Source organism: Aquimarina hainanensis (assembly GCF_042684685.1).
GTDB lineage: Bacteria > Bacteroidota > Bacteroidia > Flavobacteriales > Flavobacteriaceae > Aquimarina > Aquimarina hainanensis.
On the sequence record NZ_JBHULX010000039.1, the window covers coordinates 142,325 to 167,217 of the forward strand.

At 32.3% G+C, this 24,893-nt stretch carries 22 protein-coding genes and 3 tRNA genes; 12 read left to right on the top strand and 13 right to left on the bottom strand.

Annotated elements, in window-relative coordinates:
- Positions 1–2: 2 nt before the first annotated feature.
- The 4 genes from ACFSTE_RS16590 to folE form a co-directional block, all read right to left on the bottom strand.
- Positions 3–437: a hypothetical protein gene (locus ACFSTE_RS16590; protein WP_378254480.1), complete on the bottom strand. Its 435-nt coding sequence runs from the start codon at positions 435–437 to the stop codon at positions 3–5.
- Positions 427–1,671 (bottom strand): ABC transporter permease, encoded by a 1,245-nt coding sequence (locus ACFSTE_RS16595; protein WP_378254482.1) that lies wholly within the window; start codon positions 1,669–1,671, stop codon positions 427–429. Before ACFSTE_RS16595 ends, ACFSTE_RS16590 begins: the two co-directional genes overlap by 11 nt.
- Positions 1,668–2,249 carry an ABC transporter ATP-binding protein gene (locus ACFSTE_RS16600; protein ID WP_254884046.1) on the bottom strand — a complete coding sequence of 194 codons (582 nt, stop codon included), beginning with the start codon at positions 2,247–2,249 and terminating at the stop codon, positions 1,668–1,670. Before ACFSTE_RS16600 ends, ACFSTE_RS16595 begins: the two co-directional genes overlap by 4 nt.
- Before the next feature lie 89 nt (positions 2,250–2,338).
- Positions 2,339–3,001 (bottom strand): GTP cyclohydrolase I FolE, encoded by a 663-nt coding sequence (gene folE, locus ACFSTE_RS16605; RefSeq protein ID WP_378254484.1) that lies wholly within the window; start codon positions 2,999–3,001, stop codon positions 2,339–2,341.
- Positions 3,002–3,505: 504 nt separating this feature from the next.
- Between folE and ACFSTE_RS16610 the strand changes: the two genes are divergently transcribed.
- Positions 3,506–4,240, top strand: coding sequence for a hypothetical protein (locus ACFSTE_RS16610; RefSeq protein WP_176030529.1), 735 nt, complete (start codon positions 3,506–3,508; stop codon positions 4,238–4,240).
- A 213-nt stretch (positions 4,241–4,453) separates the two neighbouring features.
- On the opposite strand, the gene ACFSTE_RS16615 is transcribed toward ACFSTE_RS16610, so the two are convergent.
- Together ACFSTE_RS16615 and ACFSTE_RS16620 are read right to left on the bottom strand one after the other, a co-directional pair.
- Positions 4,454–5,290: a hypothetical protein gene (locus tag ACFSTE_RS16615; RefSeq protein ID WP_176030528.1), complete on the bottom strand. Its 837-nt coding sequence runs from the start codon at positions 5,288–5,290 to the stop codon at positions 4,454–4,456.
- A 19-nt stretch (positions 5,291–5,309) separates the two neighbouring features.
- The gene (locus ACFSTE_RS16620; RefSeq protein WP_378254487.1) at positions 5,310–6,860 is read right to left on the bottom strand and encodes an FAD-dependent oxidoreductase; all 1,551 of its coding nucleotides are present in this window, start codon (positions 6,858–6,860) and stop codon (positions 5,310–5,312) included.
- Between the two features lie 617 nt (positions 6,861–7,477).
- Here ACFSTE_RS16620 and ACFSTE_RS16625 point away from each other — a divergent pair.
- The 6 genes from ACFSTE_RS16625 (at position 7,478) to ACFSTE_RS16650 (ending at position 14,675) form a co-directional block, all read left to right on the top strand.
- A complete protein-coding gene (locus tag ACFSTE_RS16625) occupies positions 7,478–8,983 on the top strand; it encodes a GH3 family domain-containing protein (protein WP_176030526.1) in 1,506 nt (501 codons plus the stop codon).
- 476 nt (positions 8,984–9,459) lie between these two features.
- A complete protein-coding gene (locus tag ACFSTE_RS16630) occupies positions 9,460–9,951 on the top strand; it encodes a TlpA family protein disulfide reductase (protein ID WP_378254491.1) in 492 nt (163 codons plus the stop codon).
- A gap of 333 nt (positions 9,952–10,284) precedes the next feature.
- Positions 10,285–11,424 (top strand): amidohydrolase, encoded by a 1,140-nt coding sequence (locus ACFSTE_RS16635; RefSeq protein WP_254884045.1) that lies wholly within the window; start codon positions 10,285–10,287, stop codon positions 11,422–11,424.
- Positions 11,425–11,528: 104 nt separating this feature from the next.
- On the top strand, positions 11,529–12,323 hold the full coding sequence (locus ACFSTE_RS16640; RefSeq protein ID WP_378254493.1) for an HNH endonuclease: 795 nt from the start codon (positions 11,529–11,531) through the stop codon (positions 12,321–12,323).
- Between the two features lie 184 nt (positions 12,324–12,507).
- A complete protein-coding gene (locus ACFSTE_RS16645) occupies positions 12,508–14,184 on the top strand; it encodes an amidohydrolase (RefSeq protein ID WP_378254495.1) in 1,677 nt (558 codons plus the stop codon).
- A gap of 50 nt (positions 14,185–14,234) precedes the next feature.
- Positions 14,235–14,675 (top strand): DUF4952 domain-containing protein, encoded by a 441-nt coding sequence (locus ACFSTE_RS16650; protein ID WP_378254497.1) that lies wholly within the window; start codon positions 14,235–14,237, stop codon positions 14,673–14,675.
- A gap of 178 nt (positions 14,676–14,853) precedes the next feature.
- Here the strand turns inward: ACFSTE_RS16650 and ACFSTE_RS16655 are convergent.
- The 3 genes from ACFSTE_RS16655 to ACFSTE_RS16665 form a co-directional block, all read right to left on the bottom strand.
- Positions 14,854–14,927 (bottom strand) — tRNA-Arg (locus ACFSTE_RS16655).
- 23 nt (positions 14,928–14,950) lie between these two features.
- Positions 14,951–15,025: transfer RNA gene (locus ACFSTE_RS16660), tRNA-Pro, on the bottom strand.
- Positions 15,026–15,048: 23 nt separating this feature from the next.
- A tRNA-Ser gene (locus ACFSTE_RS16665) sits at positions 15,049–15,132 on the bottom strand.
- Positions 15,133–15,383: 251 nt separating this feature from the next.
- On the opposite strand from ACFSTE_RS16665, the gene ACFSTE_RS16670 reads away from it, so the two are divergent.
- The 3 genes from ACFSTE_RS16670 to ACFSTE_RS16680 all read left to right on the top strand — a co-directional run bounded on the left by ACFSTE_RS16670 (position 15,384) and on the right by ACFSTE_RS16680 (position 19,340).
- Positions 15,384–17,009, top strand: coding sequence for a hypothetical protein (locus ACFSTE_RS16670; RefSeq protein WP_176030521.1), 1,626 nt, complete (start codon positions 15,384–15,386; stop codon positions 17,007–17,009).
- Between the two features lie 286 nt (positions 17,010–17,295).
- Positions 17,296–18,012: a hypothetical protein gene (locus ACFSTE_RS16675; protein ID WP_176030520.1), complete on the top strand. Its 717-nt coding sequence runs from the start codon at positions 17,296–17,298 to the stop codon at positions 18,010–18,012.
- A 566-nt stretch (positions 18,013–18,578) separates the two neighbouring features.
- Positions 18,579–19,340: a hypothetical protein gene (locus ACFSTE_RS16680; RefSeq protein WP_378254499.1), complete on the top strand. Its 762-nt coding sequence runs from the start codon at positions 18,579–18,581 to the stop codon at positions 19,338–19,340.
- Positions 19,341–20,050: 710 nt separating this feature from the next.
- On the opposite strand, the gene ACFSTE_RS16685 is transcribed toward ACFSTE_RS16680, so the two are convergent.
- Positions 20,051–20,182 (bottom strand): hypothetical protein, encoded by a 132-nt coding sequence (locus ACFSTE_RS16685; protein WP_303246385.1) that lies wholly within the window; start codon positions 20,180–20,182, stop codon positions 20,051–20,053.
- 24 nt (positions 20,183–20,206) lie between these two features.
- On the opposite strand from ACFSTE_RS16685, the gene ACFSTE_RS16690 reads away from it, so the two are divergent.
- Together ACFSTE_RS16690 and ACFSTE_RS16695 are read left to right on the top strand one after the other, a co-directional pair.
- Complete coding sequence (locus ACFSTE_RS16690; protein WP_176030518.1) at positions 20,207–21,007, top strand: sensor histidine kinase; 801 nt, start codon at positions 20,207–20,209, stop codon at positions 21,005–21,007.
- Positions 21,008–21,037: 30 nt separating this feature from the next.
- Positions 21,038–21,709 carry a response regulator transcription factor gene (locus tag ACFSTE_RS16695; protein ID WP_176030517.1) on the top strand — a complete coding sequence of 224 codons (672 nt, stop codon included), beginning with the start codon at positions 21,038–21,040 and terminating at the stop codon, positions 21,707–21,709.
- 8 nt (positions 21,710–21,717) lie between these two features.
- Here the strand turns inward: ACFSTE_RS16695 and ACFSTE_RS16700 are convergent, their stop codons facing one another.
- The 3 genes from ACFSTE_RS16700 to ACFSTE_RS16710 all read right to left on the bottom strand — a co-directional run bounded on the left by ACFSTE_RS16700 (position 21,718) and on the right by ACFSTE_RS16710 (position 24,811).
- Positions 21,718–22,902 carry a THUMP-like domain-containing protein gene (locus ACFSTE_RS16700; protein ID WP_378254503.1) on the bottom strand — a complete coding sequence of 395 codons (1,185 nt, stop codon included), beginning with the start codon at positions 22,900–22,902 and terminating at the stop codon, positions 21,718–21,720.
- A 41-nt stretch (positions 22,903–22,943) separates the two neighbouring features.
- On the bottom strand, positions 22,944–24,032 hold the full coding sequence (locus tag ACFSTE_RS16705; RefSeq protein WP_176030515.1) for an AI-2E family transporter: 1,089 nt from the start codon (positions 24,030–24,032) through the stop codon (positions 22,944–22,946).
- A gap of 386 nt (positions 24,033–24,418) precedes the next feature.
- Positions 24,419–24,811, bottom strand: coding sequence for a rhodanese-like domain-containing protein (locus ACFSTE_RS16710; protein WP_378254506.1), 393 nt, complete (start codon positions 24,809–24,811; stop codon positions 24,419–24,421).
- Between the last annotated feature and the right edge of the window lie 82 nt (positions 24,812–24,893).

Sequence of the window (24,893 nt, forward strand, 5' to 3'; positions counted from 1 at the left end):
ATTTATTTGCGAACCACCTTGCAATCAGTAAGGATGTAATTAAAATGTTCTATATCATCTGCATTTAATTTTAGTGTGCCAGATATGGATAGGATATCGTCTGTTTTGAAGGATTGCTTTTTTTTGAATTGTACTTCTATAGCAGTCTCAGGACCTGCCATTCCACAAAAAAAACAAGAGGCCATTGGTTTTTGCGATAATATATACAAGTTTTCTTCTGGTACTATATTGAGAAAATATCCTCTGATAACGACCTGTTTGTTTTCTAATTTCTTCACGCTTTCCCCATAGGAGGGGTATAAAAAATATTCTCCATAAGCTGGGAAAAATTTTTCGGTAAAAGTAACATCAGCAAGATCTTTCCAGGTAATTTTTTGTTGACCGAAAAGCGTTGTGTGGCATAGGAAGGCTCCTAGAATAAATAAACTAATTCTCATTATTTAAAATTTTAGAGATGTTCATCTTGAAAATCGGAAGAATTGAAAACAAACATGCAATTAGGATGACCAAAAGAATCATTCCTGTTATTAAAGCAATTTCTGTAATAGGAAGTGAAAATTCAATATGTTGTTTGTATGCTTGTTCTATGCTGTTTTGCAGGTAATATATCCCAATTTGAGAAATAAGTACGCCTATCATAGTAGCTGCAAGTGCTAGTATGATTCCTTCTAATAAAATTAATTGGATTAACTGCCAATGACCAGCTCCATAGGTTCTAAAGAGGGCAAGCTCAAAAGAACGGTCTTTCACCATTCTATACAGGTTGACAAATATGATAAGACATGAAATACCTAAAATACCATAAGCAATAAGGGTAATTGTCTTAATTCCGGTGCCTGTGTACTGATAGAGTTTCTCTAATTCATATTTAGGAATAGCAGCTTGCATATTCGTTTTTTTATTGATGTTTCGCGGAAGTGTCAAAAAAGCTCTTGGGTTTCTGAAGGTGATAAGCAAAGAAGTAATTTCTTGAGGTTCCTCAGTTGTAATAGAATCGTTTTGATGAGAGGGAAGATGTGCCTCTTTCTTATGAGGAGTATGTGAGTGATGACCTTTATGATCATGAATATCCCAGATGGTTTCTAAATTAGTAAGAATAAGACGATCTATGACATTATTAGTAGGAGCATAAATGCCGGTAATCGTCAGTGGGGTAGCGTGTATGTCTATTGAATTTTCTAATAATCCATGACTGCTAAAAAAAGTATCTCCTACCTGAAGCTGTAGTTCTGTTGCTACAGTATGTCCGAGTATTACTTGCATAGGCTTTTCTATGCGATTTCCTTCCTGTAGATGCGCATTGAACAGTTTTGCATAGTCCTCCGTAGTTCCTAAAATTCGATACCCTTTATAATTATCACCATAAGAGATAGGGATGGCAGTGGAAATCATAGGGTTTTTAGCAATTTTTTTAGCTTTGTTATAGGGGATATTCCCGGTAGGAGTATCTATATGCAAAACAGAGGATAAAACAAGCTGTAAAGGGCTCCCTTTAGCACCTACAACAAGATCAACCCCGTAAGAAGTATTGAGCAATTGATGCTGTAAAGAAACATGTATTTGCTGAATCCATATAATGAGTGCAATACTCATAGAAAAAACAAAAACACTTAAAAAACTATGTAATGGTTTATCCGTAATTGAAGCCCATACTATTCTTAATAGATTCATAGGGTAATTGATTTGGTAAATAAGGGCTTAATCCGATCATCATGCGTGATTACAATTAGATTGGCATTATGTTCTTTAGCTTCTTCCAGTAAAAGTTGCATCATATTATTGCAGTTTTCAGTATCCAGACTAGAGGTCGGTTCATCGGCTAAAATTAATGTTGGTTGATGTATGACAGCTAATGCAATACTCAGTCGCTGTAATTGCCCCTGACTAAGTTGTCTGATTTTTTTGTGTTTATAAGGATATAACTGCACGCGTTTTAATAAAGCATTAATACGTTTTGAATCTATGGGTTTTTTAGAAAAAAAGAGACGAGCTTTAAGACTATCTAATAGAGATAAAGAGGGAATCGCCAGATTTTTTTGAAAAACCAGCCCTATTGAACTGCCTCGAAAGGTATCCAAAGCACGATTGGATAATAAAGAGATGTCAATATTCCCGATTTTTACAGATCCCTTGTTAGGTTTTAAAATACCAGCAAGAATATGAAGAAAAGTTGTTTTTCCAATACCGGATACTCCTAAAATGAGTAGGTGTTCTTGCCTTTCTAAATGGATATCAGGGAATCGAAACATTTTTTTTTCCTTTTTATATTGGAAGTGTATGTTTTGTGTTTGAATCATAAATTCAGATGTCAAATTTTGTTTTTAGAAAAAGAAATACACTATATATCAGGGCATTTTAGAATGGTAAAGAATTCATTTCTTTCATTTTGATTTTGGAAGACGCCACCATATTCTATAGAAGTTGTAAAGCTTTCCTTGTCTTTAATTCCCCGGGAAGATACGCATAGGTGTTTCGCTGTGATTACTACAATGACATCCTGGGTGTTTAAAGTGTTTTGAAGATCCTCTAATATCTGAGTACATAAACGTTCCTGAACCTGAGGTCTGTGCGCATAATAGTCAACCAGCCGATTGATCTTGGATAATCCAATAACCCGTTCTTTGGGGATATACCCTATATGAGCCTTTCCTACTATAGGTAAGAAGTGATGTTCACATGAAGAGTTAATTTCAATATCTTGTTCTACGAGTATTTTTTTGTAATTATATTTATTAGAAAAAGTCGAGATAGTTGGTCTGGCAATAGGATTTAGCCCATAGAACAATTCCTTAACGTACATTTTGGCAACCCGGTAAGGAGTACCCGATAGGCTGTCATCAGTAATATCTAATCCAAGCTCTTCCATTATCTTAGCAAAATGCTGTTGAATATTTTTAATTTTTTCATCATCCGATTTATCAAAAGCATCTTTTCGAAGAGGAGTTTGCGAGTTACTTGATATATGGTGTTCCCCTATAAATTCTATAGCATTTTTATCCATTGGTATTCATCTAATTTATTAATGCGACTTTGTTGCAAATATAGATAATATTTTAATCCCATGGGTGTAGGGAAATCCTAAAATAATTGGAGAGTTGGGTGTATATGGATCAGGATAGGAAGTATATACCAGAAGAGGAAAGGGAATAAAAGAGGAGAAAATAACCTATAGTGTATTCTCATATTACTTAATTGAGAGAGGAAGAGATGAGATAGGGCATAAAGTGTTATGAAACATAGAAACTTCAATTATAGAATGAACTTACGTATAAGAATGACTGACAGCCGTATAAATAATTTTAAAAAAGCGACAGGCAGAAACCTATACTAAATTGGTATCCAAAAGATGATTACTTTCGACAAGGGATTACAATAAGATTTCTTGGACAAGTTACAGATCGTTTAAAACATCCTTCTTTTAGATAGTTTTATCGAAACTAAAATATTTTGTTAAATTCAATAGCATGGTGTTATATTGTTAGCGGTAAAGAAAACAAAAAAATCGATGAAATTAATTCGAAAAATAAGACAAGAAATAATCGAAAATGGAAGTTTAAAAAATTACATAGTTTTTGCAATTGGGGAAATTCCTCTCGTGATGTTAGGAATACTATTGGCTTTACAAGTAAACAATTGGAATCAACATCGAATTGAAAGTAAAAAAGAAGAGAAAATTTTAATAGATTTACAGAAAGAGTTTACATTAAATAAGGAACGAATAAGAGAAAAACAGTTATTAAGAACTTCAATAGCGCCGAAATTAAAAAAATATATCGAACAAATTATCACAGGAAAAGCAGGCTATAGCTCCTTTGAGGAATTTCATTCGAATCAATTTATGTTTGGAATGACCAATCCTTCCAAAGGAGTCATTAACACATTAATATCTTCTGGTGAAATCGCATTAATATCAAATGATTCATTAAAATATTTTATAGCAGATTGGAAAAATCAGACTGAAAACCTCTATGAAAATGAGCAAATACTTTGGAATTCTGGACTTGAATATATTCAATCTTATTCAAATAAGATACCTATCCCAACTCACCAATGGCATGACTGGAACGATAAGAAATTAGCAGTAGCTTTTGGTCACTTAATTTCAGACATAGCATACAAAAACCACTTAATTGGTTTTGAAGGAGTTAATACCATTGTTGTTGAGGAGTGTAATGCAGTGATAAAATTACTGGAAAGGATTTTATCGCTTTTAGAAAATGAAATAAAGAAAAACAGATAATCGCCATAAACAAAGTACTAAATATCTTATTTCTTGATGGAAAAAGTAGTCTTATTAGATAATAGAATTCGTGTGGTGGCTCTGATAGAATCAGAAGGGGAAAAAGGAATAGAAAAGTATAGACAAGGTAATACCTATTGATTTTCAGTAGGTATTACCTTGTTTACTAATTTTAAGTGTTTTGCTTTCTAAGCTTTTATTCAAAGATAAAAATCAGCTTAGAAATTTATGTATTAGATGAATTACTAATATACTAAGAGCTAATATATTTAGGATTATTGATAACCCCATATAATACGTAGAATTCTGTTTAAACTTCTCTAAATAGGAAATACTAGCATAAGAAGTTCCTCCCCAATGTTGATTTTTATAAACAAATATGCAATTAAGAACAAACAGATGACTTGCTGTTAAAATCCTAGCGTGAAAGAACTCTTCAGAATTGTACGCGACTATAAAGGAAGCAATATGAGCTAGTACAACGGTTAATTTAGGAAGTAAAGCACGATACTCCACCAGTAAAATGTTTAGTAACCATAAGAAATAAATCAATTGTAAATGTTTAGGAGCATTTCCGCCCCAAAACTGGATTTCATTATTTGCAGTGATTAGCACCCCGCTTCCGCTTAAGTTCCATAAAATAATTGAAATAGCTAATGCTATAGAAGCAGGAATACTGGTCCAGGTCTTTTTCTTAATTTGAGAAACGATAAACCCCATTATTTGTAATAGAAAAAAAACAGAAAAAGCAATGTCAAGCGTTTTTGACCATATAGGGATATCAAGAGGTGAAAATTTAGTAATTAAGCATAAAACATTAAATGTGGTTTCTAAAATTAACAACCTCCTGATCTCCGCAAAATTATCTGTTTTTTGAAAGAAAGGAAGTCCAATTAGAAGTATGAGAATCGTTATCGATAATTCAAACCATACACTTGCTTTAGCTAGAGATACAATCCCATGGCAATAGATAAAAGCCATAGAAAAGAAAAGTAAAGATGTTATGAGTGGATAATAACTGTTTTTTTGAAGGGTTATTTTTGTAATCATATAAGGTACAAGAATTAATTTATACTAGTGTTGCTTCTTTCATGACATCATTTACACAAAGTTGTGCGTTTTCCATACTCCTTTCTATTGTAGAAGGGACAGTCCATTTTTGCTGAGGATGATTAAGCCATTCTCCAGCAATAAAAACATTGGAAGCTAAACAAGAGTCGGTAGATACACCATTGGAACAAGTTGGGTTTTCTAACTGGTTTTGCACTAACCAATGAGCAGCATTTCCATAAGGGTCTATAATTTCAGGTCCTTTAAACCAATTTTTATATTTTGGGTTATTGGCTTCTTGTTTTCTGACAATTAATGCTCCTGGTCCGGCTTGTATTGTATTAAAAAAACAATCGTTAAATTCAGGAGAGAATAATCCCAATTGGGCTAAGATTTCATCATGTATTTCCTGTTGGTTACACTCTAGAAGTGTTTTGTGATACAAAATCCCTTTTGCGTGTTCCATTCTGGTAGCAGTTATAGAAAGTGTTGCCTGTATGTTTTCTGCAAAGACAGTATTATTGTATTTTCCGCTATGATATAGCTTGTAGCTAAGTCCCCACGCCGAATCAATTATGATCCCAATTGATTTATTTTTGAAGGTACTAGGAATTTTTTTTAGATGCAGTTGAAAACCGTGACTTTTTACACTTTCAACCTTTAAAAGAGGTTTTAATTCCGGAAGGATATTTAATGTTTGATATGGAGGGATAGCAATAATAAAAAAGTCAGCCTGTACTGTGACTCCATTGTCTAGAATAGCATACTGACATTTTGAATTTGACAATTTTATATCTTTTAATGCCGTATTAAAATGAAAGTTTACTCCTTGTTCTTTTAAATATTGATACCAGGGAATAATTAGTGTGTCATTGATAGGTCCGTTTAGGGTGACACTATATGTTGCAGGAGATAAGGAGGAGGGAGGTATTTTTTTGTTTAAAAGTAATTGTAGAATATCTCCTGTTCTTGTATTGTCCGTTGCTGCAATCCAGGAAGAAAGCACCTTCCGTAAGAAAGAAGCTAATAAAGGGCGCTTGTCATACTCTAAATAGCTGGAAACTGGAGAATTCATGTCAGATTTCTGGATGACTTTAGCTGATAATCGAGTACGAAACCAATAAACATCTTTTATAGGGACCCCATCAACAAGCATGGACCATGCAGATTTTAAATTATAAATAAGCTCCGTAAATACATTAAAATGTTTTTGAGAAAAATGAACAGTTTTGTTTTTTTGAGCCCATACAAATTGAGCCTTAGGAAGTGGCTCGATTTTAGTCATTAAGTTGTCTCCTTCTGAAGTCGATATTTCTTTTAATGTATTTAATAGAACCGGGTTTGACGAAAACATTTGACGATGTGTCAATTCGTATGGTAATCCCGAATTCATAAAACCGATACACTTTCCTCCGGGTTGTTCTCTGGCTTCATATATTGAAACACGAAAGCCTTTTTTTATACATTCATGAGCAGTTTTTAATCCAGAAATACCTGCTCCGAATATAGCGACATGAGGTATAGGGTTACTGTTTGAATCGGTGTTTGTTTTAGGTAATGGTGTTAACATTTTTTGGTTTTTTGAGTAGAAGCATTCCTTAAAATGAGTTCAGGGAATACTTTTTAATTAGTCTTAAGATTGTAAATTATCTGATGATAAAACCTGTTAGATTTGATTTTGGGGATTGTATTAATAAGCCTGTTTGAGATTGAGTAACTCCGTAAAAAATAGCTTATAGATAATAAGTAGAAAAAAGATAGTAATTCATGGTTCTGTCAGGTTTTTTTAGAGTGAATAAGAAGGCTAATATAGAAGGCTTTTTTGTTTTGAAATACCTAATAAGAATAGTTAACAATTAATTATATTTTTTTGCTATCCTTTAAGATATATGCAAATTGAATACTTCTGTCTAAAACTAACTGTGATACTCCAGATCGGGAGAAGGTAATCCAGCCTGTTTCTGTTTAACTAAAAATTAACAATAAGTAACAGGAACTCCGGAACTCTCTGAATACTAATGACTGTAATTATGGTCAATTCCTAATAAAATACTAATTTTTTAGGATAGGTCTTTATTTGATTTGAAAAGCTTTATTTTGGCACTACTTCATTAAAAAGCAATGATAAACCTGATGCAAACAGTAGTTTATCAAGAACTAAAATTCACACATAACATAAAAAATATAATGGGTATACTTAATGTCATTTTTAGATATAAAGAAATTACGTATGAAAAAAATGAAATTACTAAACAACAGTGGAAAACGTTAAAAAAGATATTGAACCTTTCCGATAAATCAGAATTTGGAAAGAGATATGATTTTGAATCAATTGATTCAATTGAAGAATATCAAAAGCGGGTTCCTGTGATGCATTATGAAGATATTGCTCCCTATTGGGATCGGGAAGGAGCCGGAGAAAAAAAAGTGATATTTAATAAAAGACCAGCATATTTTGTCGAATCATCCGGTACTACAGGTGTTAAAAAATTAATTCCAATAACGAAACATCTGATAGGAGCTATCCAGAAGTGCAAAAAGACGATGATAAGTATTGCTATGCAAAAAAGACGGCAATACAATTTTATCGCCAAGAAACATTTAATTATATGTTCTCGTATAGAAACAGGAAAAACCTCAGGAGGTATTCCTATTGGAATGATATCAGGTCTTATCACTCATAAAAAGACTCCTAAACTTATCAAAAAATTATTGATCCCTTCAGAGGAAACGGTGAATTGTATCGATTTAAAAGAAAAGTTTTTTCGATATAAACAAGAGGTGATTGGTCATAAGTTTGGTACAGTTGCCGGGATACCTGCTTCTGTTGTTGAACTTTTTACCTATTTAAAAGAAAACCTCTCGAAAGAGGAATATGCATATTGTTTTGATGATGTTGACCTCTTAATGACTTCGGGAGTTAATTATCGACCCTATAAGAAAAAGCTTGAAGAGTTATTGGGTAAAAACTTTTCTTACCTGGACTCATATGTTAGTAGTGAAGGTTTTTATGGAGGAGAAGCTGTAGAGAATCCAGATGTTTTTCAGTTTTTTCCAACAGTAGTATTTTTTGAATTTATTCCGGTTAAAAACTATTGGAATAATGATTATTCAAAACGATTACTTATGCATGAGCTTGAAGTTGAAGAAAAATACGTTATAGCTGTGACCACAGGAAATGGAACTTTTAGTTACGTCTTAGGAGATGTTGTGCAATTGTATTCTAAAAAGCCACTTCGTTTTAAAATTGCCGGACGTACTTTATTAACACTAAACCTTGTTTCTGAAAAAACGTCAATTACACAGGTAGAAAACGCTATTGCACAGTTTACGGCTGTGCACGGGATAGTTTTTAAGGAGTTTTTCTTAGCAGAGAATTATGATAGTGATAAACCTTCATATTGCTGGTATTTCGAGGAAACAGACTTTTTATCTAAACTCGACAAGTCTTCTGAAAAAGAGTTATGCATGGCACTTGATAAGGCATTATGCGAAGCAAACCCTCTTTATGACTATTTTTTAAATGAAATTCAAACAATGAACTCAAGTAGCCTTCATGTTGTTCCTGGTGCCGATATAGATCAGTGGTTTAAAGAAAAAAACAGTGATCCAATCCATAAAAAACTACCGAGAATTATTTTAGATAAAGAAATTGTTTATGCAATTGTCAAAAACAAAAAAACTATAGTTTAGAAGGGATTAGATTTTTGTTAGAGCACCGTATTAAAACCGTTTTAAACAGCTCTTTATTTTTTTAGATTCATACAGGTTTTTACCTAAATATAGCATTGATACATGATCCATTATAAACGATGCATAGGACGTATAACCTACCAAAGACTTACTTTTTGGGTAAGTCTTTGTGATGAAATAGACTGTATTTTTATTCATTTCTAATGTAATCAAAGAAATAGCTCTTTTTTGATTTGTAAATTCTCATAGATGGGAGATATATACTTTTTTTTGTTGTTAGAAGTAATTAAATTATAAAAGGAAGCTGTTACATTTATTGGTATTAAACGTCTGATAGATATTAAGAATACAAAAACGATAAGAAAATGAATAAAAAAACAAGTTTCGTAGTTGGATTGTTAGTTGGTTTTATATGCCTTTTAGTAGTAACGGTTTTTGTATTCCTAATTTTTGGTAATCTCTCAATAAAATAAATTATGAATAAAAAATCATTTTGGATAGGGTTTACAGTTGGAGGGTTTTTGTTTGTACTTACGGTCATCGTTCTTTATTTCAAATTCGTTACTCAACCCGATATTTCTTTAAACCAAGTTGAAGTCTCAAACTTAAACGGAACCAAAGTTGAATTAAATGAATATTTGGGAAAACCTTTAGTTGTAAATTATTGGGCGACTTGGTGTGTTCCTTGCATTAAAGAATTTTCATATTTTGAAGAGGTAAAAAAACAAGTAGGAGAAAATGTGAATTTCATAATGATTTCAGATGAGTCTCTTGCTAAAATTACTAAATTTTCTGAATCGAAACCTTATAACTTTAAGTACCTAAAAAGTATTAAAAAATTGTCTGAATACGGTATAAATACAAGACCAACTACTTATTTTTATAACGCTCAAGGAAAACTAATTACTAAACACACGAGTAATTTGGATAGTGAATCTTTAAAAAAAATAATTAAAAAAATAGAATAACTACTGGCAACGCGGCGTATAAGTAATAGCGATTTAAGTGATAAAAACGTACTTATAAACTAAGACAAAAGCCATTGAAAAACAGAAAGGTTGGGGAGTGAAATTTCTCAACTACTGATAGCTGATATCGTTAGCAATAAGAAGAACCCATCTATAAAACAACTAAATAACCGCTTAAGCAACTCATTGTAAGTTAATTTTTTAATCGTATTCATTGCAATTCATTATCTTTAGATAACGGCAGAAAATCAGCTATGATTTTCCGAAACGAGTCATACACAAAATCGTTGTGCCCAATTTCAGATAAAGATTCAAGCAAAAGAATAAATACAATTGAATAATAAAGAAATAATAGGATTACGAAGAGAACTTCACTCAAAAGCAGAGTTGTCTAATGTAGAGTATACCACAGCATCGATAATTAAAAATTTTATAAAAGGGCATAATCCAACCAAAATAATAGAGGGTATTGGAGGAACTGGTTTAGCGGTGGTGTATGAATATCCTGAAAAAGGGAAAACGATAACGATTCGTTGCGAACTAGATGCGCTTCCAATCCAGGAAGATACCCCGATGGATTACAAATCAATCTACAAAGGAGTTTCTCATAAATGTGGACATGATGGTCATATGGCAATTGTGACTAGTTTGGTGTATTGGTTAAAGAATAGTGAATTGAATAGGGGAAAAGTAATCTTATTATTTCAGCCAGCAGAAGAAACAGGAGAAGGAGCAGCGAAAATAATGAGTGATGAAAATTATAAAAAGCTTAAAACAGATTATGTATTCGCCCTTCATAATATCCCTAAAGAACCACTTCATAGTATTATACTATTAGAAAGCGGTTTTTCTGCAGAAGTACAAAGTTTTATAGTAAAAGTAAAAGGAAAGGAATCACATGCATCGGAACCAGAAAATGGGATAAATCCAGCATTATGTATGTCGGAGATGGTGCGTTTAATTTCAAAACTCAATGTTACGAATCCGGAAGAAAGTTCTTTTGCCATATTGACACCTGTTCATATCATTATGGGGCAAGAGTCTTATGGGATATCACCAGGAAGAGGAGAATTGCATTATACAATACGTACTTGGAGTAGTGAAAAAATGGATAGCTTAAAATCAACAATTAAAAAGATATTAGATGAGACAAGTGAGGATCATGGGATAGAATATGAGTTAAAATGGTTAGAATATTTTCCAGCCAGTAAGAATGATCAGGAAAGTAACATCTACGTAAGAAGAGCAGCTATAGAAAATGAATATAAAATAACAGAGAGAAAATACCCTTTTAAATTTGGAGAAGATTTTGGCTGGTATTCACAGTCAACTAAAACAGCTATGTTTGGTTTGGGGGCAGGGATATCAACTCCGGCATTGCATAATGCGGACTATGATTTTCCTGATGAATTAATTCGTACAGGATATTCGATGTTTAAATCAATAATTCTAAATATTTTAGAGGAAAAATAAAAAACACACATAGTAAAAATTAAGATGTCAATGCTGCTATAACAGTTATTGCGTTTAGCAAATTCCTGATATAAATAGTCTAAAACCAAATTCTCTAAAACTAAATGACCGCATTAACCCCGAACAGAATAATATTCAATACGGCTAAAAAAGTTTATGAAGGAGAATTGTCTAAATCTGAAGGTATAAATATGCTTGTTGGAGAATTGAATATCAATAAAGGCTCTGCACAAATGATAATTGTACAGATTTTCCCAAAACTTCTAGACGGGGAGCAGTTTACAAGGACTTTAAGTGTCGATTTATTCAATAGTTTTTTAAAATTCATCCTTGAAGATTATGGAGAGGATAGATTGAGAAACTCACTATCCGCTCTGAAAATGCATATCGATTACATTAAAGAAAAAGGAGATGCTAAAATAACTTTGCGTAAAATTTATCAAGGGTATTTAGATAGTTTAAAGACCGGTGGTACTTCTTCATTACAGGATGAAATTGAACAATCGGAAATAGTAAATCAACTTAAAGACAAAACCAAAAATGAACTAGCAAGCGAATTGGAAAATTCAGAAAATGATACTTCAGAAAAGGTTACTATTAATCATAAAAGTTATAAGAGAAACAATAAAATAATTGCATTAATAAAAATACTTAGGAATTTCGAGTGTCAAATTTGCGGAAAATATATTTTGAAAAAAGATGGTTTAAAATACGTTGAGGCAGCTCATATTATTCCAAAACATAAACAAGGTAATGAACACCCTAAAAACATACTATTACTTTGTCCGAATCATCATAAGGAATTTGATCTCGGGAATCGTGAAGTAATAAATCATACAGAAAAAGAAATTGAGTTTAAGCTCAACGGAGTTAGATATTTAATATCCCTGGAAATTTAATAAAATAAAAAAAGCAATTGTATTTAATACATAATTAGGTTGGATTCGATTACATTCGGATTCCCTCTGGAATTGTTAAAGTCAGTTCTAAACCAAAAATAATCGCTAATTTAACCTGTAACAGACCATTGTATCAGGTTGTTAGCGAACTATTAAAATGATCACCAAAATATATGAATAATATATGAAGTTAATACTTCTGTCAATACTTATTAGTTTATCATCTTGTAAAAAGGACGATAACAGAACCGGACCGAATCAAAACAACGAACAATTGTACACAAATGGGCAGATTTACACCGTAAACCCAAATCAAGAATGGGCAGATACGATGTTGGTTCGTGATGGAATAATTATCGCAATAGGAACAAATAAAGAAGTAGAAAATCAAGCCTCAGAAAATGCAGAAATCATAGACTTGGAAGGTTTAATGGTAATGCCAGGAATCCACGATGTACACTTGCATCCCTTGGAAGCAGCTTCAGATAATTTTCTATTTGTCTTAGATGCTCAGGAAACAGCCCCTGAAAACTATGCCACTGATATCATACAAGCAATAAACCAGAACCCTGACTCAGAATGGATTTTGGGATGGGGTTTTGACATTTATACACTTTTTGATGCAAGCCGAGAACCGATTAAAATTTTGGATGATATATCAACTACCAAACCAATTGCGATAATGGAACAAACGTCGCATTCTGTTTGGGTAAATTCTAAAGCCTTAGAACTTGCTGGAATTAATAAAAACTCTGCTAATCCAGTTGGCGGAATCATTATGAAAGATGATAATGGAGTACCCAACGGATTGTTAATTGACAATGCAGGAAATTTAATTATCGATTTAGCGATAGCGTCCATTCCTAATAATGAACAAAACGATTATGCTGGATTGGTAAATTATGCTTTACCTGAATTAGGAAAAAACGGAATTACTTCCGTTTGTGATGCGAGAACGTATTGGAAACGAAATCATCATAAAACTTGGCAACAGGCAGAAAGTGAAGGCAAGCTAACAGTAAGAGCAAATCTTGGGCTTTGGTTATATCCAACAGAGGATGATGCAGCACAAATTAGCAGGATTCGATCATTATATTCAAACGATCCAAACAGTTTCCTGAAAATCAATCAAATCAAACTGTATTCGGATGGAATAGTCATTAATACCACATCAGCAATGGAGGGTGATTATCTTATCGACTTGTTTAACTTACCTACGAACAATGGTTTAAATTATGTCTCCCAAAATAGAATTTCTAAATATATTGCTGCATTAGAACCCATAGGTTTTGATTTTCATATTCATGCTATAGGTAATCGGGGTGTTAATGAAGCTCTTAATGCAATAGAGCAAAGTAGTAATGGAAATGGGAGGCATAGGTTGACACATGTAGAATATGTTTTGCCATCTGATTATTCAAGATTTAGTCAATTAAATGTAACAGCAGATGCGCAAGTTGCCGGTGATTTTACACATCCAGAAAATTGGCACGAAACTGATTCTCTAATTAACTCATCACTGAACAATGCTAATATTCCGATTAAGAGTTTGGTAGCAGCTAATGCAAGATTAACATTAAGTAGTGATTGGGATGTAAGTAAATTAAATCCTTTTATTGGAATACAAAATGCAGTAACCCGCGCACCTCAAAATATATCACTGAACGAAGCTATTAAGGCATATACCATAAATGCAGCTTACATAATGAGACAGGAGCATAAAGTTGGAACACTGGAAGTTGGTAAAGAAGCAGATTTTATAGTTTTAAGTCAGAATTTATTTGATATTCAGCCTAACCAGATTAAGCAAACTCAGGTATTAAAAACATATTTGAAAGGAGAGTTAGTGTATAAACGATAATATTAATAATGACTTCCTAACGATGTCTATAGATAATTAAAACTCAAAAAATGAAATATCTGCAATTACTGGTATTGTTTTTTCTATCGAATTTTTGTTTTTCTCAAAATTTGGAATGTGGAGATTTGCTGGAGCAATATGGAATAGAACTCAATAAAGTTGAATTCACTGGATGTACGCCCGGAACTGGGCAAATTATTTTAGAAGCTGATTATAAAGTTCTAGGAAAAGATTCCGGAGAAATTGAAAGAATTCTAATTGAGAAATTTGGAATGGGCAAACTGAAATTTGTTTGTTGTGGTTGGGAACCTGAAAACGGAAAGAGGGGGTATGTTGATAATAAACAGTTAAAAGCAATAAATCAAGATTACTTTTTTGAGATTTCAATGTTTGCCAATGCAGAAAAGAAAAGTAAAAAAGGTGGAATTGAAATAGAATTTGACAGAAGTAAAATTGATTTCAATTTAAAAGTTAGCATATTAGAAATATAAAACACCCCAAATATTCCAGGGAGTAAAATAGTTTGTCTTTTATGATCGCTTTGTAAAGGATCGTATCTAAACAAGACGTACGTATTGATATCGATGTGATTAAATCAAGTAAGGGTAAAAGGAATAAAAAGCCTATAAACAAAGAAACCTACTGAAAAAATCAGTAGGTTTTGCCTTGTGATCGCGACAGGATTCGAACCTGTGACCGTCTGCTTAGAAGGCAGATGCTCTATCCAGCTGAGCTACGCGACCAGAATATATTTTTAATCTTATTGTCGGGGTGGCAGGATTCGAACCTGCGACCTCCGCGTCCCAAACGCGGCGCGATAACCGGGCTACGCTACACCCCGAATTTTAGATTAAATAAACACTGCGGAGAGACAGGGATTCGAACCCTGGCAACACTTACGCGTTGACAGATTAGCAATCTGCTCCATTACCACTCTGGCACCTCTCCAAACAATTATTTTCTTAAGAACGGCTGCATTACTGTTTCAAATGCGGATGCAAATGTATAGGATATTAGGGTATGAAACAACATTTTTCAGGAATTATTTTTAAAAAAATGTGATCTTTTTTTTAAAAGATTGAAAATCAGTTTTTTTTAATGCAAGCTTTTTATCCTTTTTTTTAATTGAAATTTCATTAGAACCTAAATACTCCCAGAAGTATTATATATTTGTGTAATCTTGACCTAATTATAATATTATGAATAGCCCTAATAAGCAGTTTAAATTTGTAAAAGTTCTGGTAGTTATCGGTACTACTTTATTTGGAGGAACTTTGTTTGCACAAAAACCGGTATTGTCAGAAGATTTTGATTTTTCTATTGGAGAAAAATACAAACACATAAAAAACTATACGACCTACTACGTAGGGAATGGAAGCCGGTTTATGTCAATTAAAAAAGGAAGAAAAGACATCACTATTCAGCGTTTTTCTTTAAAAGACATGAAAGAAGATGTAAAAAAACGACAGGTAATAGAAGATAAAGGGGATTTTAATGGCGCGATGAATCTGGATGGAAAAGCGGTTGTTTTCTATAGTAAAAAAAATAAAGCCTTTGCACAGGTAATCTCCCTTACAGGAATTGTAGCAGGAAAACCAGTGCAATTAGTAAGCGAAAAAGAAAATATTAGCGACGATTTTGGTTTTAAAAGTACTTATGGTTTTGATGCAGGAGGACGTATCAATAAGTTTGTTTTTAAAAAATCTCCGAATGGAGAAAAGTTATTGGTGCTATTTAGAGTAAAAACCCCATCTGATGAAGGAGATAAAATAGGGATTAGTGTTTTTGATTCTGAGCTGACCCGACTCTGGACAAGAAAAGTGACATTGCCCTATCCAACAAAGAAGATCAGAGCAGAAGACTTTCTTATTAATAATGAAGGAACGTTTTTTATGACTGCTTCGATTTTTGCAGAAGAGTCATCTGATAAAGATAAGCTGAAAGAAACATATAGAACAGAGTTCTTTAAAATAACAGCAGATGATAAAGAAGTTGTAAAAGCATCAATAGGAGTTCCTAATAGAGCAATTGCTGATGCAGTATTAGGTATTGATGCAGCCGGATTAATACGAGTTACCGGTTTTTATACAACCAAAGATAATAAGGCAATAGCTACGGGACTTTTTTCTACAAAAATAGATAGCCTGGGGAAAGTGGTAGAAACTATTTCCAGTGATATTCCTGGAGAGTTGAAGGAGCAATTTGCAGCTGCCAGAGAAACAAGAATTAATGAAGGTACCCAAAAGAAAACAGATAAAGATGATTTTGAAGACCTACATGTCAATTCATTGTCCTTTAATGCCGATGGAAGTGTTGTTATTCTTGCAGAACAACGATATGTTACTTCGCAGACGACATCGAGTTCTTCTGGATCAAGAACAATATATAAGTATTATTACAGGAATATAGTGGCTTCTAAATTGATGACTTCTGGTAAAATAGAATGGATGCATATTCTGCCTAAATATCAAATGGGAACAAGAGGAAAATCAAGTATGTCCTATTTTACATTCAAAGAGTACGGAAAACATTATCTGTTTTATATAGATGATTTTACAAATCTAAAAAGAGGGTTTGAAGAGTTTCCGGCAAAATATTACGATCGAAAAAAAGAGTTTTTATACCTGACAGCATTTGTGATTAATGATGGGACAGGAGAGGTTGTTAAAGAACCGATTCTTACCGGAAGCGATATTAGAAATTCACGCCTTGATTTCCTGAGAGTTAGTCAGGCGGTACGTTTAAGAAATCGAGATATCATTTTTGAAGCTTTTGATGGAAAAAAGAATAATTTATTATTAAAAATCTCTGATACAAAAGAGTAATTTCGTTCTCCAGTCATCCGAGGTTTAAATACCTCGTGTATTTGTATCTGGGAAGTATACTTATACAAACATAAAAAAGCATTTTATAAGGCCTTATAAAATGCTTTTTTATGTATTTCTAAAAAGTGTTAAATATAGCTAAATTTTAAAATCTTCTTGTTTTTTACGGAATAACAGTAATGTTTTGATGTTAAGTTATTTATTGTTTAAATTTTAATATTAAAGATGTGTTTTTATAGGTATAAAATGTTAAATTTATCAAGACTTTTATCTAACTGGCATATCAATGAATATTAAAACTACACGATTAACAAGTGTACTATTATGTACCTATCTTTTTATTTCATGCAAACCAAGTAATTCCGTAGCTGTAGAATCTGAAATAGACAATATTTTTTCTAATAATTGGCAAAATGCCGATTTGACAAATTATTTTTTAGAGGAAGAAATAACATATCAACTAACACCAGAACAACTTTTGACACTGATTCACGCCAATGGGAAAAAAGAATTTAGAATTGTTCCGGGTATCCTGGATGAAGATATTTATCTAAAATTTCACGCAATTGATAAAAAAGGAGCTATTACAGAAGAAGAATGGGCTAAGAATACTATTGAGGTTTCTCCTATAGCGTACCTGAATCTTTTACAACAAAAAGAAAGAGATACAATTGTAGAAAATATGACCGATACACCATATAGGATAACAATAGAAGAAGCCAGAAAGTACAAAGATGCCTGGTATAGAAAGAAGAAAGAAGAAATCAATGAAATAACAAAAGTAAATGGAGAAAGAGTAGCGTACTTTACCTTATCCGAAGAACTCGTTCTGCACCTTTCTAATTTAGAAATTGATCATATCAATATATCATGGGGAATAAATAATACTAATACATTAGTAGGGGTTCTTATTCCTATCGGAAAAGATAAAATAATGAATCGAGAAGATGTATACATCATCAATACCCCTACCTCCTCAAGATACGCAAGTAAAAAAATATAGAAAATAATAGTTTATCATACTCAATAGAGAGTAAGCTATTCATAAAATTTTAAAAAGATCACACTACTAGGTGTGATCTTTTTTAGTTTATACAAATCCCCTTTGACTCTAACAGGAAAGCTTTGTTATGAAATATAATGAAATATTTTTGTTGGTTTAGCTACTTACCTTTGTAATATCAAAATAGAATAGACAAACTGTAAAATTTCAAGACGTATAGATTTTTCATTTCTTTTTTGACTCGAAATCTTCGGCCGAAGATGAGATATCACGAATGCTTACTAAGCATTATTAGATCGCATTAAAAGAACATGGGGGGCATTTTCTTTTACTACGCTGTAATGTAAAAAAACATCCGGGATCTCTTTTTTTAAACATGTTTACATACCGATGTGGCCCATAAACATGGGTACATAGTTAGCTGCCTTTTTTAGTGAAAAAGGGAAAGGGGCTTCTTTCTAGTGCTAACATCTTAAGTAGTATTAACCAATTTGTTGTTAAAGGGCTTATTAATGCATCTAAGGTTGATTTAGGGTCCATAACATCAAATTAAAAATTAGCAGATTATGGATAAGGTTATAAAAACAATAATTATTTTATTCAGTACACTTTTTATTTCATGTAGTAATGATGAAACAGTAGTAATTGATTCAGAAAACAACAAAGAACAAACCACCGATTTTGGATGGAATTATAATGATATTTCAACAGTATTTGATCCGCAAAAAGGATACTATATACCTACTAAAAAACTACAAGAAATTGTAGCTTCAGACCAGGTAGTACAAGTTCGGTTTATTCCGGGAGTAATAGAAAATAAGTTGTGGGTCAAAATAGTTAGTTTAAACAGTAAAGAAGAAATTATAGGTCAGTTTTTGGTAGCTCCAAAAGGAACCGATGATATAAAATCAAAATTAGTAAGTATACAGTCCAAACGCTTTAATAAAAATAGTGAAGCAAATAAAATTGTAGCAAGTCATATCTTACAACCTAATGAAGCGATTGATTACCTGAATTCCTGGGGAAGAAAATCTACAACAGATATTGATGATGTAACCATATTAAATGGAGAAAGAATACGGCATTATAGTTTGTCTCCTGTAGTCGTACGACATATGGCAAATCAACCAGTATCCACAATTTATCTGTCGTGGGGAATTAACTACGAGAATAAATTAACTACTGTATTTACTCCCATTGAGAATCATAAAATAAATCTATTTTCAAAAGGGAGTAATAGAGAAAGAGAAAATGCATATATCTATGATTTTTCCCGTCCGTGTCCAACCATGTGTGACATCGGAGGAGATGATAGAATAGGAGGGTAGTGGGCTCCTTTGTATCAATAGATATTGTATTGTATTAAATTGATCAAAAAGGCTTTTATCTCTTGTTTGAATAGGAGCCTTTTTTTTATGTAATGAAGTACTTTTTTGCCAATACATAAATACAATCATAAATAATTATTATACATTAGTAGTAACATAACCCCTAAAAATTGCATATGTTTAAAAGATTGAGAAATTCTTTAGAATTCCCTTTAGAGATTGATAATGTATTAATACTTACTAGCAGTGATTCTCTAAAAATAGAAATTGATGTTTGAGAATTTAGTTGTCTATTTTGGGTATTTGTTATTGATTAGTAATATCTGCCTGTTTTCCTTAAAAATATCAAAGTTAAAAACGGTTTATAAAATTTTTTATGCGTACTTACTTCTCACATTTATAATTCAACTGAGTACCGAAATTTTATTTTTAAATGGAAAAAACAACCTGTTTTTATCACACTTTTATTTAGTAGGACAATTTGTATTACTGAGTTTATGTTATAAAATGCTATTTATACGAAAAAGATTAAAACAATGGGTTTTTTGGACCACACTACTTGTTTTGATAATATTATTTATACAATATATACTGAATCCTGAACTATTTAAGGTTTTTAACCTTACTGAGGTTCTAATTACTGCGTTGGTATTGACTACCTATGCAATCTTATTTTTGTTTAGAAGCCTGGATAGTTCTACTGAATTTATTTATATTAATATAGGCACCCTGATATACATACTTTGTAGTGCCTTGATATTTGCTTCAGGAAATTTAATGACAGAATTAGACCCGATGGTCAATAAGGTAGTTTGGGTGGTTAATGGAGTCTTATATATCATATTTCAAATTTTTATTTTTATAGAATGGAGAAAAAACTGTTAGCAGAAGATTCACAGATTATTGTCATCATTTTGGTGGCTATTACAGTACTATTATTAATGGCTGTAGCATTGATTATTTTCTTTTTCTTTTCAAGAAAGAAAATTGTAGCTGTAGAATTGGATAAAGCTAATCTGCTAATATCCTATCAGAAAGATGTACTTCATGCTACCTTAGAAACCCAGGAAGAAGAACGAAAGCGAATTGCACAAGATTTGCATGATGCAATTAGTGCAAAACTCAATGTAGTTAGTCTAAGTACGAATATGTTAATTGATGGGAGCTTGAACGAACAAGAACAAAAAGATATGATGGAACATATTCTTACTGTGACGACCAATACCCTTGAGAGCTCCAGAAGACTAGCTCATAACTTATTACCTCCAATATTAGAGAACTTTGGATTACAAGCAGCTTTAGAAGAGTTATGTGATGAATTTATACAGAGTAAGCAACTAAAAGTAGATTATAAAATCACGTATAATAACTCGTTGGAAAAGAAGGAAGAACTCCATATATTTCGGATTGTTCAGGAGTTTTTGAATAATGCCGTTCGTCATGGAGAAGCTACAGAAGTCTCATTGATAATGGAAGATGGCAAAGAGGGAATCAAAATCAAGTTTACGGATAACGGAAAAGGTTTTGACCTAAAAGAAATAAAAAAGAGAAAAGGAATAGGGCTTAAAAATATAGAAAGCCGCATTGAAATATTAAAAGGCGCTATCGAATACTTTAGTGAAAAAGGAGAAGGAGTCACTTTTAATATTACAATCAAAAAAATATAGATCAGAATAACCAACTTATATTGATACACGATGAAAAAGGAAAATATACGATTAGCCATTGCAGATGATGAGACGTTGTTTAGACAAGGAATCGCTTTTATTTTAGATAAAGAAACCAATATAGATATTTGTTTACAGGCAGAAAATGGAAATGATCTTATCCAGCAACTTAATGATATGAGAGAATTGCCGGAAATAATCCTGATGGATTTAAAAATGCCTTATTTAAATGGGGTAGAAACGACTAAAGAAGTACGAAAAAAATTCCCGGATATTAAAATTATCGCCTTGACGAGTTACTATTCAAAACCATTTATCAGTAATATGATCCGTCAGGGAGCCGTTGCGTATTTAGCCAAAAATGCATCACCAACAAAAGTAATAGATACAATTAATCAGGTGGCTTTAAAAGGCTTTTATTACGATGATAATGTGATGAGCATTATACAGGAAGCATCGCTAAAAGCAGATAAAAGCAAAAAGTATGATGAAGAATTTCTGACCAAAAGGGAACGAGAGGTATTAAAACTAATTTGTGAGCAGAAAACAACTATAGAAATAGGAGAACAGCTTTTTATTAGCCCGAGAACAGTAGATGGACATCGCAATAATCTTATGATAAAGACAGGATCTAAAAATATAGCAGGTTTGGTTATTCACGCAATAGAACATCAGATTTTTATGAGTAATCTGGAGTTGTAAACAGCTAATTACGCTTTTTTGCAATGAATACTAATTTTTGCTCCGGTAGCATCTGTGGTAAAAAATAAATAATCTGTTCCTCCGTCTTTTATTTTTAATTTTTTACGAAGGTTAGCCACTGTTTCATTAAAATTCCGCACAGTAATATTTGCTTTGGTAATGGCATTAGCTTTTAAATTTTTCTTATGATAGGGAGCATGTGATATAATTTCAAAACGCCTTCCTGGAAAATCAATGAGCATGTCAGATGTATACAAGTGAGAATGCGGATGAAGTTTATCCAGTCCATAACGAGTTGCAACACATTTAAATGCCCCGCTTTTTAAGATTGCAGCATTAGGCTCATATAAGTATTTTTTAGGAGAACTAAAGGAGCAAGAAGCAGTGACTTCTTCCTCTATGGAAAAAGAAAATAATTTCTGTTGGTCATTAGTAATATTGCAACTCGTAATGTGTACTTTTCCTATATAATCTTTGGACAATACCCATATTAACTCCTTGACTTCATTCTTAACAGCAACACAGTGAATTTCTTTTACGAATTGTAGTGACTTAATTCCGGTTTGAATATCCAGCAGAGGAGATGTTTTTATTAAAACGTTGGTACTTCGCGAAAATAACAAATCAATATGTTTAGGAACATCTGGTAAACAATCTTCCAGAAAAAAAACCTTTCCTTTGATATCATTTCTTCTCGAGGGATCAATATAAATCCAGTCATATTGATATTCCTGATTTTGCAAATAGGAAATAGCATCTCCTGTATGAGTAACAATATTTGAAGCACCTAAAGCACTAAAATTATGAGTGGCGATAAGACTTAGTGATTCATTGAGTTCACAATGGGTTACTTTATTAATGACTTTAGAAAAATAATAATCATCAATACCCAACCCCCCTGTAAGATCAATTAATCGCTCCCCGGAAACTAATTTGCTCTTATACAGCCCTGTCAGTTCTGAAGAAGTTTGTTCCATATTAATGGAAGGGGGATAATAAATCCCCTTTGTATGATACCAAAGCGAAAGCTTATCCTTCGCCTTTAAACGCCCTTTTATCTGTTGTGCTAACTCTTGACTGGAAATGTCTGAGAAGGGACTACCGGAAAGAATAAGTTTACTAATATCAATCGGCTTAGAAGATTTTTCATGTATAAAATCTTGCACTTCTCGTCGTAGAATAGCAGCATTCACTGGCGTTTTATTTTTTGATTAGAGGAAATTACTGATTAGGATTATAGTCCTTTTGTTAGTTGCTTAACGATTTTGTATTCGGATAAGAATTCTTTAGAAATAACCTTAATAGCAGTATAAAAAGGAACAGCGACAATTAAACCGCTGATCCCGAATAAGGATCCGAATATGAGTATAGCAATAAAAATTTCCAAAGGATGTGATTTAACACTGTTTCCGAATATAAGAGGTTGATTGGCAAAATTATCGATCAGTTGAATGATAAGATACCCGATAAGAATGTATGTTAGTTTAGGAAGAATCACTGTAGAAAAATCCATACCCAGATTACTTGTTGTAGCAAGGATTAACACCAATATACCGCCAAATAAAGGACCTATATATGGTATTAAATTAAAAATGGCAGCTATAAGTGCTACAGCAATAGGATTGTGTACTCCAAATATCAAAAACAGAATTGTATATAGGGTGAATAATATCAATACTTGTAATAACAGTCCGACAAAATAACGAGATAATAAATCTTTAATCTTGGTAAAGGCTCGCATAAATTTTGTTTCGTCTTCTTTTTTAGCAAAAACCAATAAACTATTTTCTAGCAATTGGCTGTCTTTTAATAGAAAAAAAGAAATGAATAGTATGGAGAAAAGACCTATTAAAACAGCTCCAAACCCACTTAAGAAAGAATTGATAAGATTAGGAATGATTTTTAAATCCAAATATTTCATCAAATCAGTCTGCTTCAGTACTTCTAATAAATTAAGTTTATTTATGTTGAAATAATTACTCACTTCCTCATTTAGTCTGTCGAGATCATCTCCGATTTTATTAATATTTATTTCACCTATCAATTGTCCTTGTTCCGTAATGATAGGAACAAATAGTAAAAATATACTTAGAAACAGGGCAATAGTAATAAATAGGGTAAAAACTACAGCAAGTGTATTATTAAACTTTAATTTTCTTTTGAGAAATAATACCAAAGGTCGCCCCATTAGAGAAATTACAGCAGCAAAAGCGATATATACGAGTATGGATTGTATTTTATAAAGAAACCAGAGAAGCAATAGAATCCCTATAAGTATGCTTACTGCTCTAAGGATACCATACGCAATCGTTTTTGAATTCATAAGTAAGGAGTTATTTACTTTTTAATAGTATTAGTAAGGATAAAAATACAAAAATGTAGGAGATGTCGGTAAGAAAAAAAGATTCCGAAATATCATGGTACTGTAGATTTGATATTTCGGAATCAGAACTCTAATAAACCGTTTTAGTGGTTTATTAGTCGTAAGTGTAAGTGAAAACTTTCTTTTTGTTTCATTTATATATAGATTTTTTTATAAAAAAATAAAGAAAACCCATTGTTTGCAGGGGATGGCAGCTTAATAATGAGCTGTTTTTTTCTGGGATTTTTTTTGATATGTTCCAAAGAACCGATGCCAGAACCTTTTTTCTAACTTAGTATGCTGATCAAATTAGGAAAAGTTCTTACTAAATGCTCAATATAATAGTTTTAGCATGTGCAATGGATTGTTGTTCTTTCCTGTTTTCGGGTGCCTTCTGTAGCATATCCGTCAAATTTCCACCATTCTATACCTCCTAGAAGTTCTTTTACAGTAAAACCTAATTGTGCCATTTTTAAAGCCCCTTTTGTAGAGGCATTACACCCAATTCCATCACAATAGCAAATGTAAGTTGTTTTTTTATCCAGATGGCGCGTTGTTATTTCATTCATTTCTGCATGAGGAATATTAATAGAATTAGGGAGGTGTTCCTGAGTGTAACCAGAAGCCTTTCGAGTATCAATGATGATTATATTATCTTTATTCTCAATAGCGAGAAATAAATCAGCAGCATCTATTTCATATGCAAGTTTGTCCTGATAGTATTTAATTTGTTCTTTCATGATAATTATGTATTGAATGTGTAGTAAAACTACAATCAGTAGATCGGTCTGTCTAGAAAGAACGATGAATTAAAATACACCT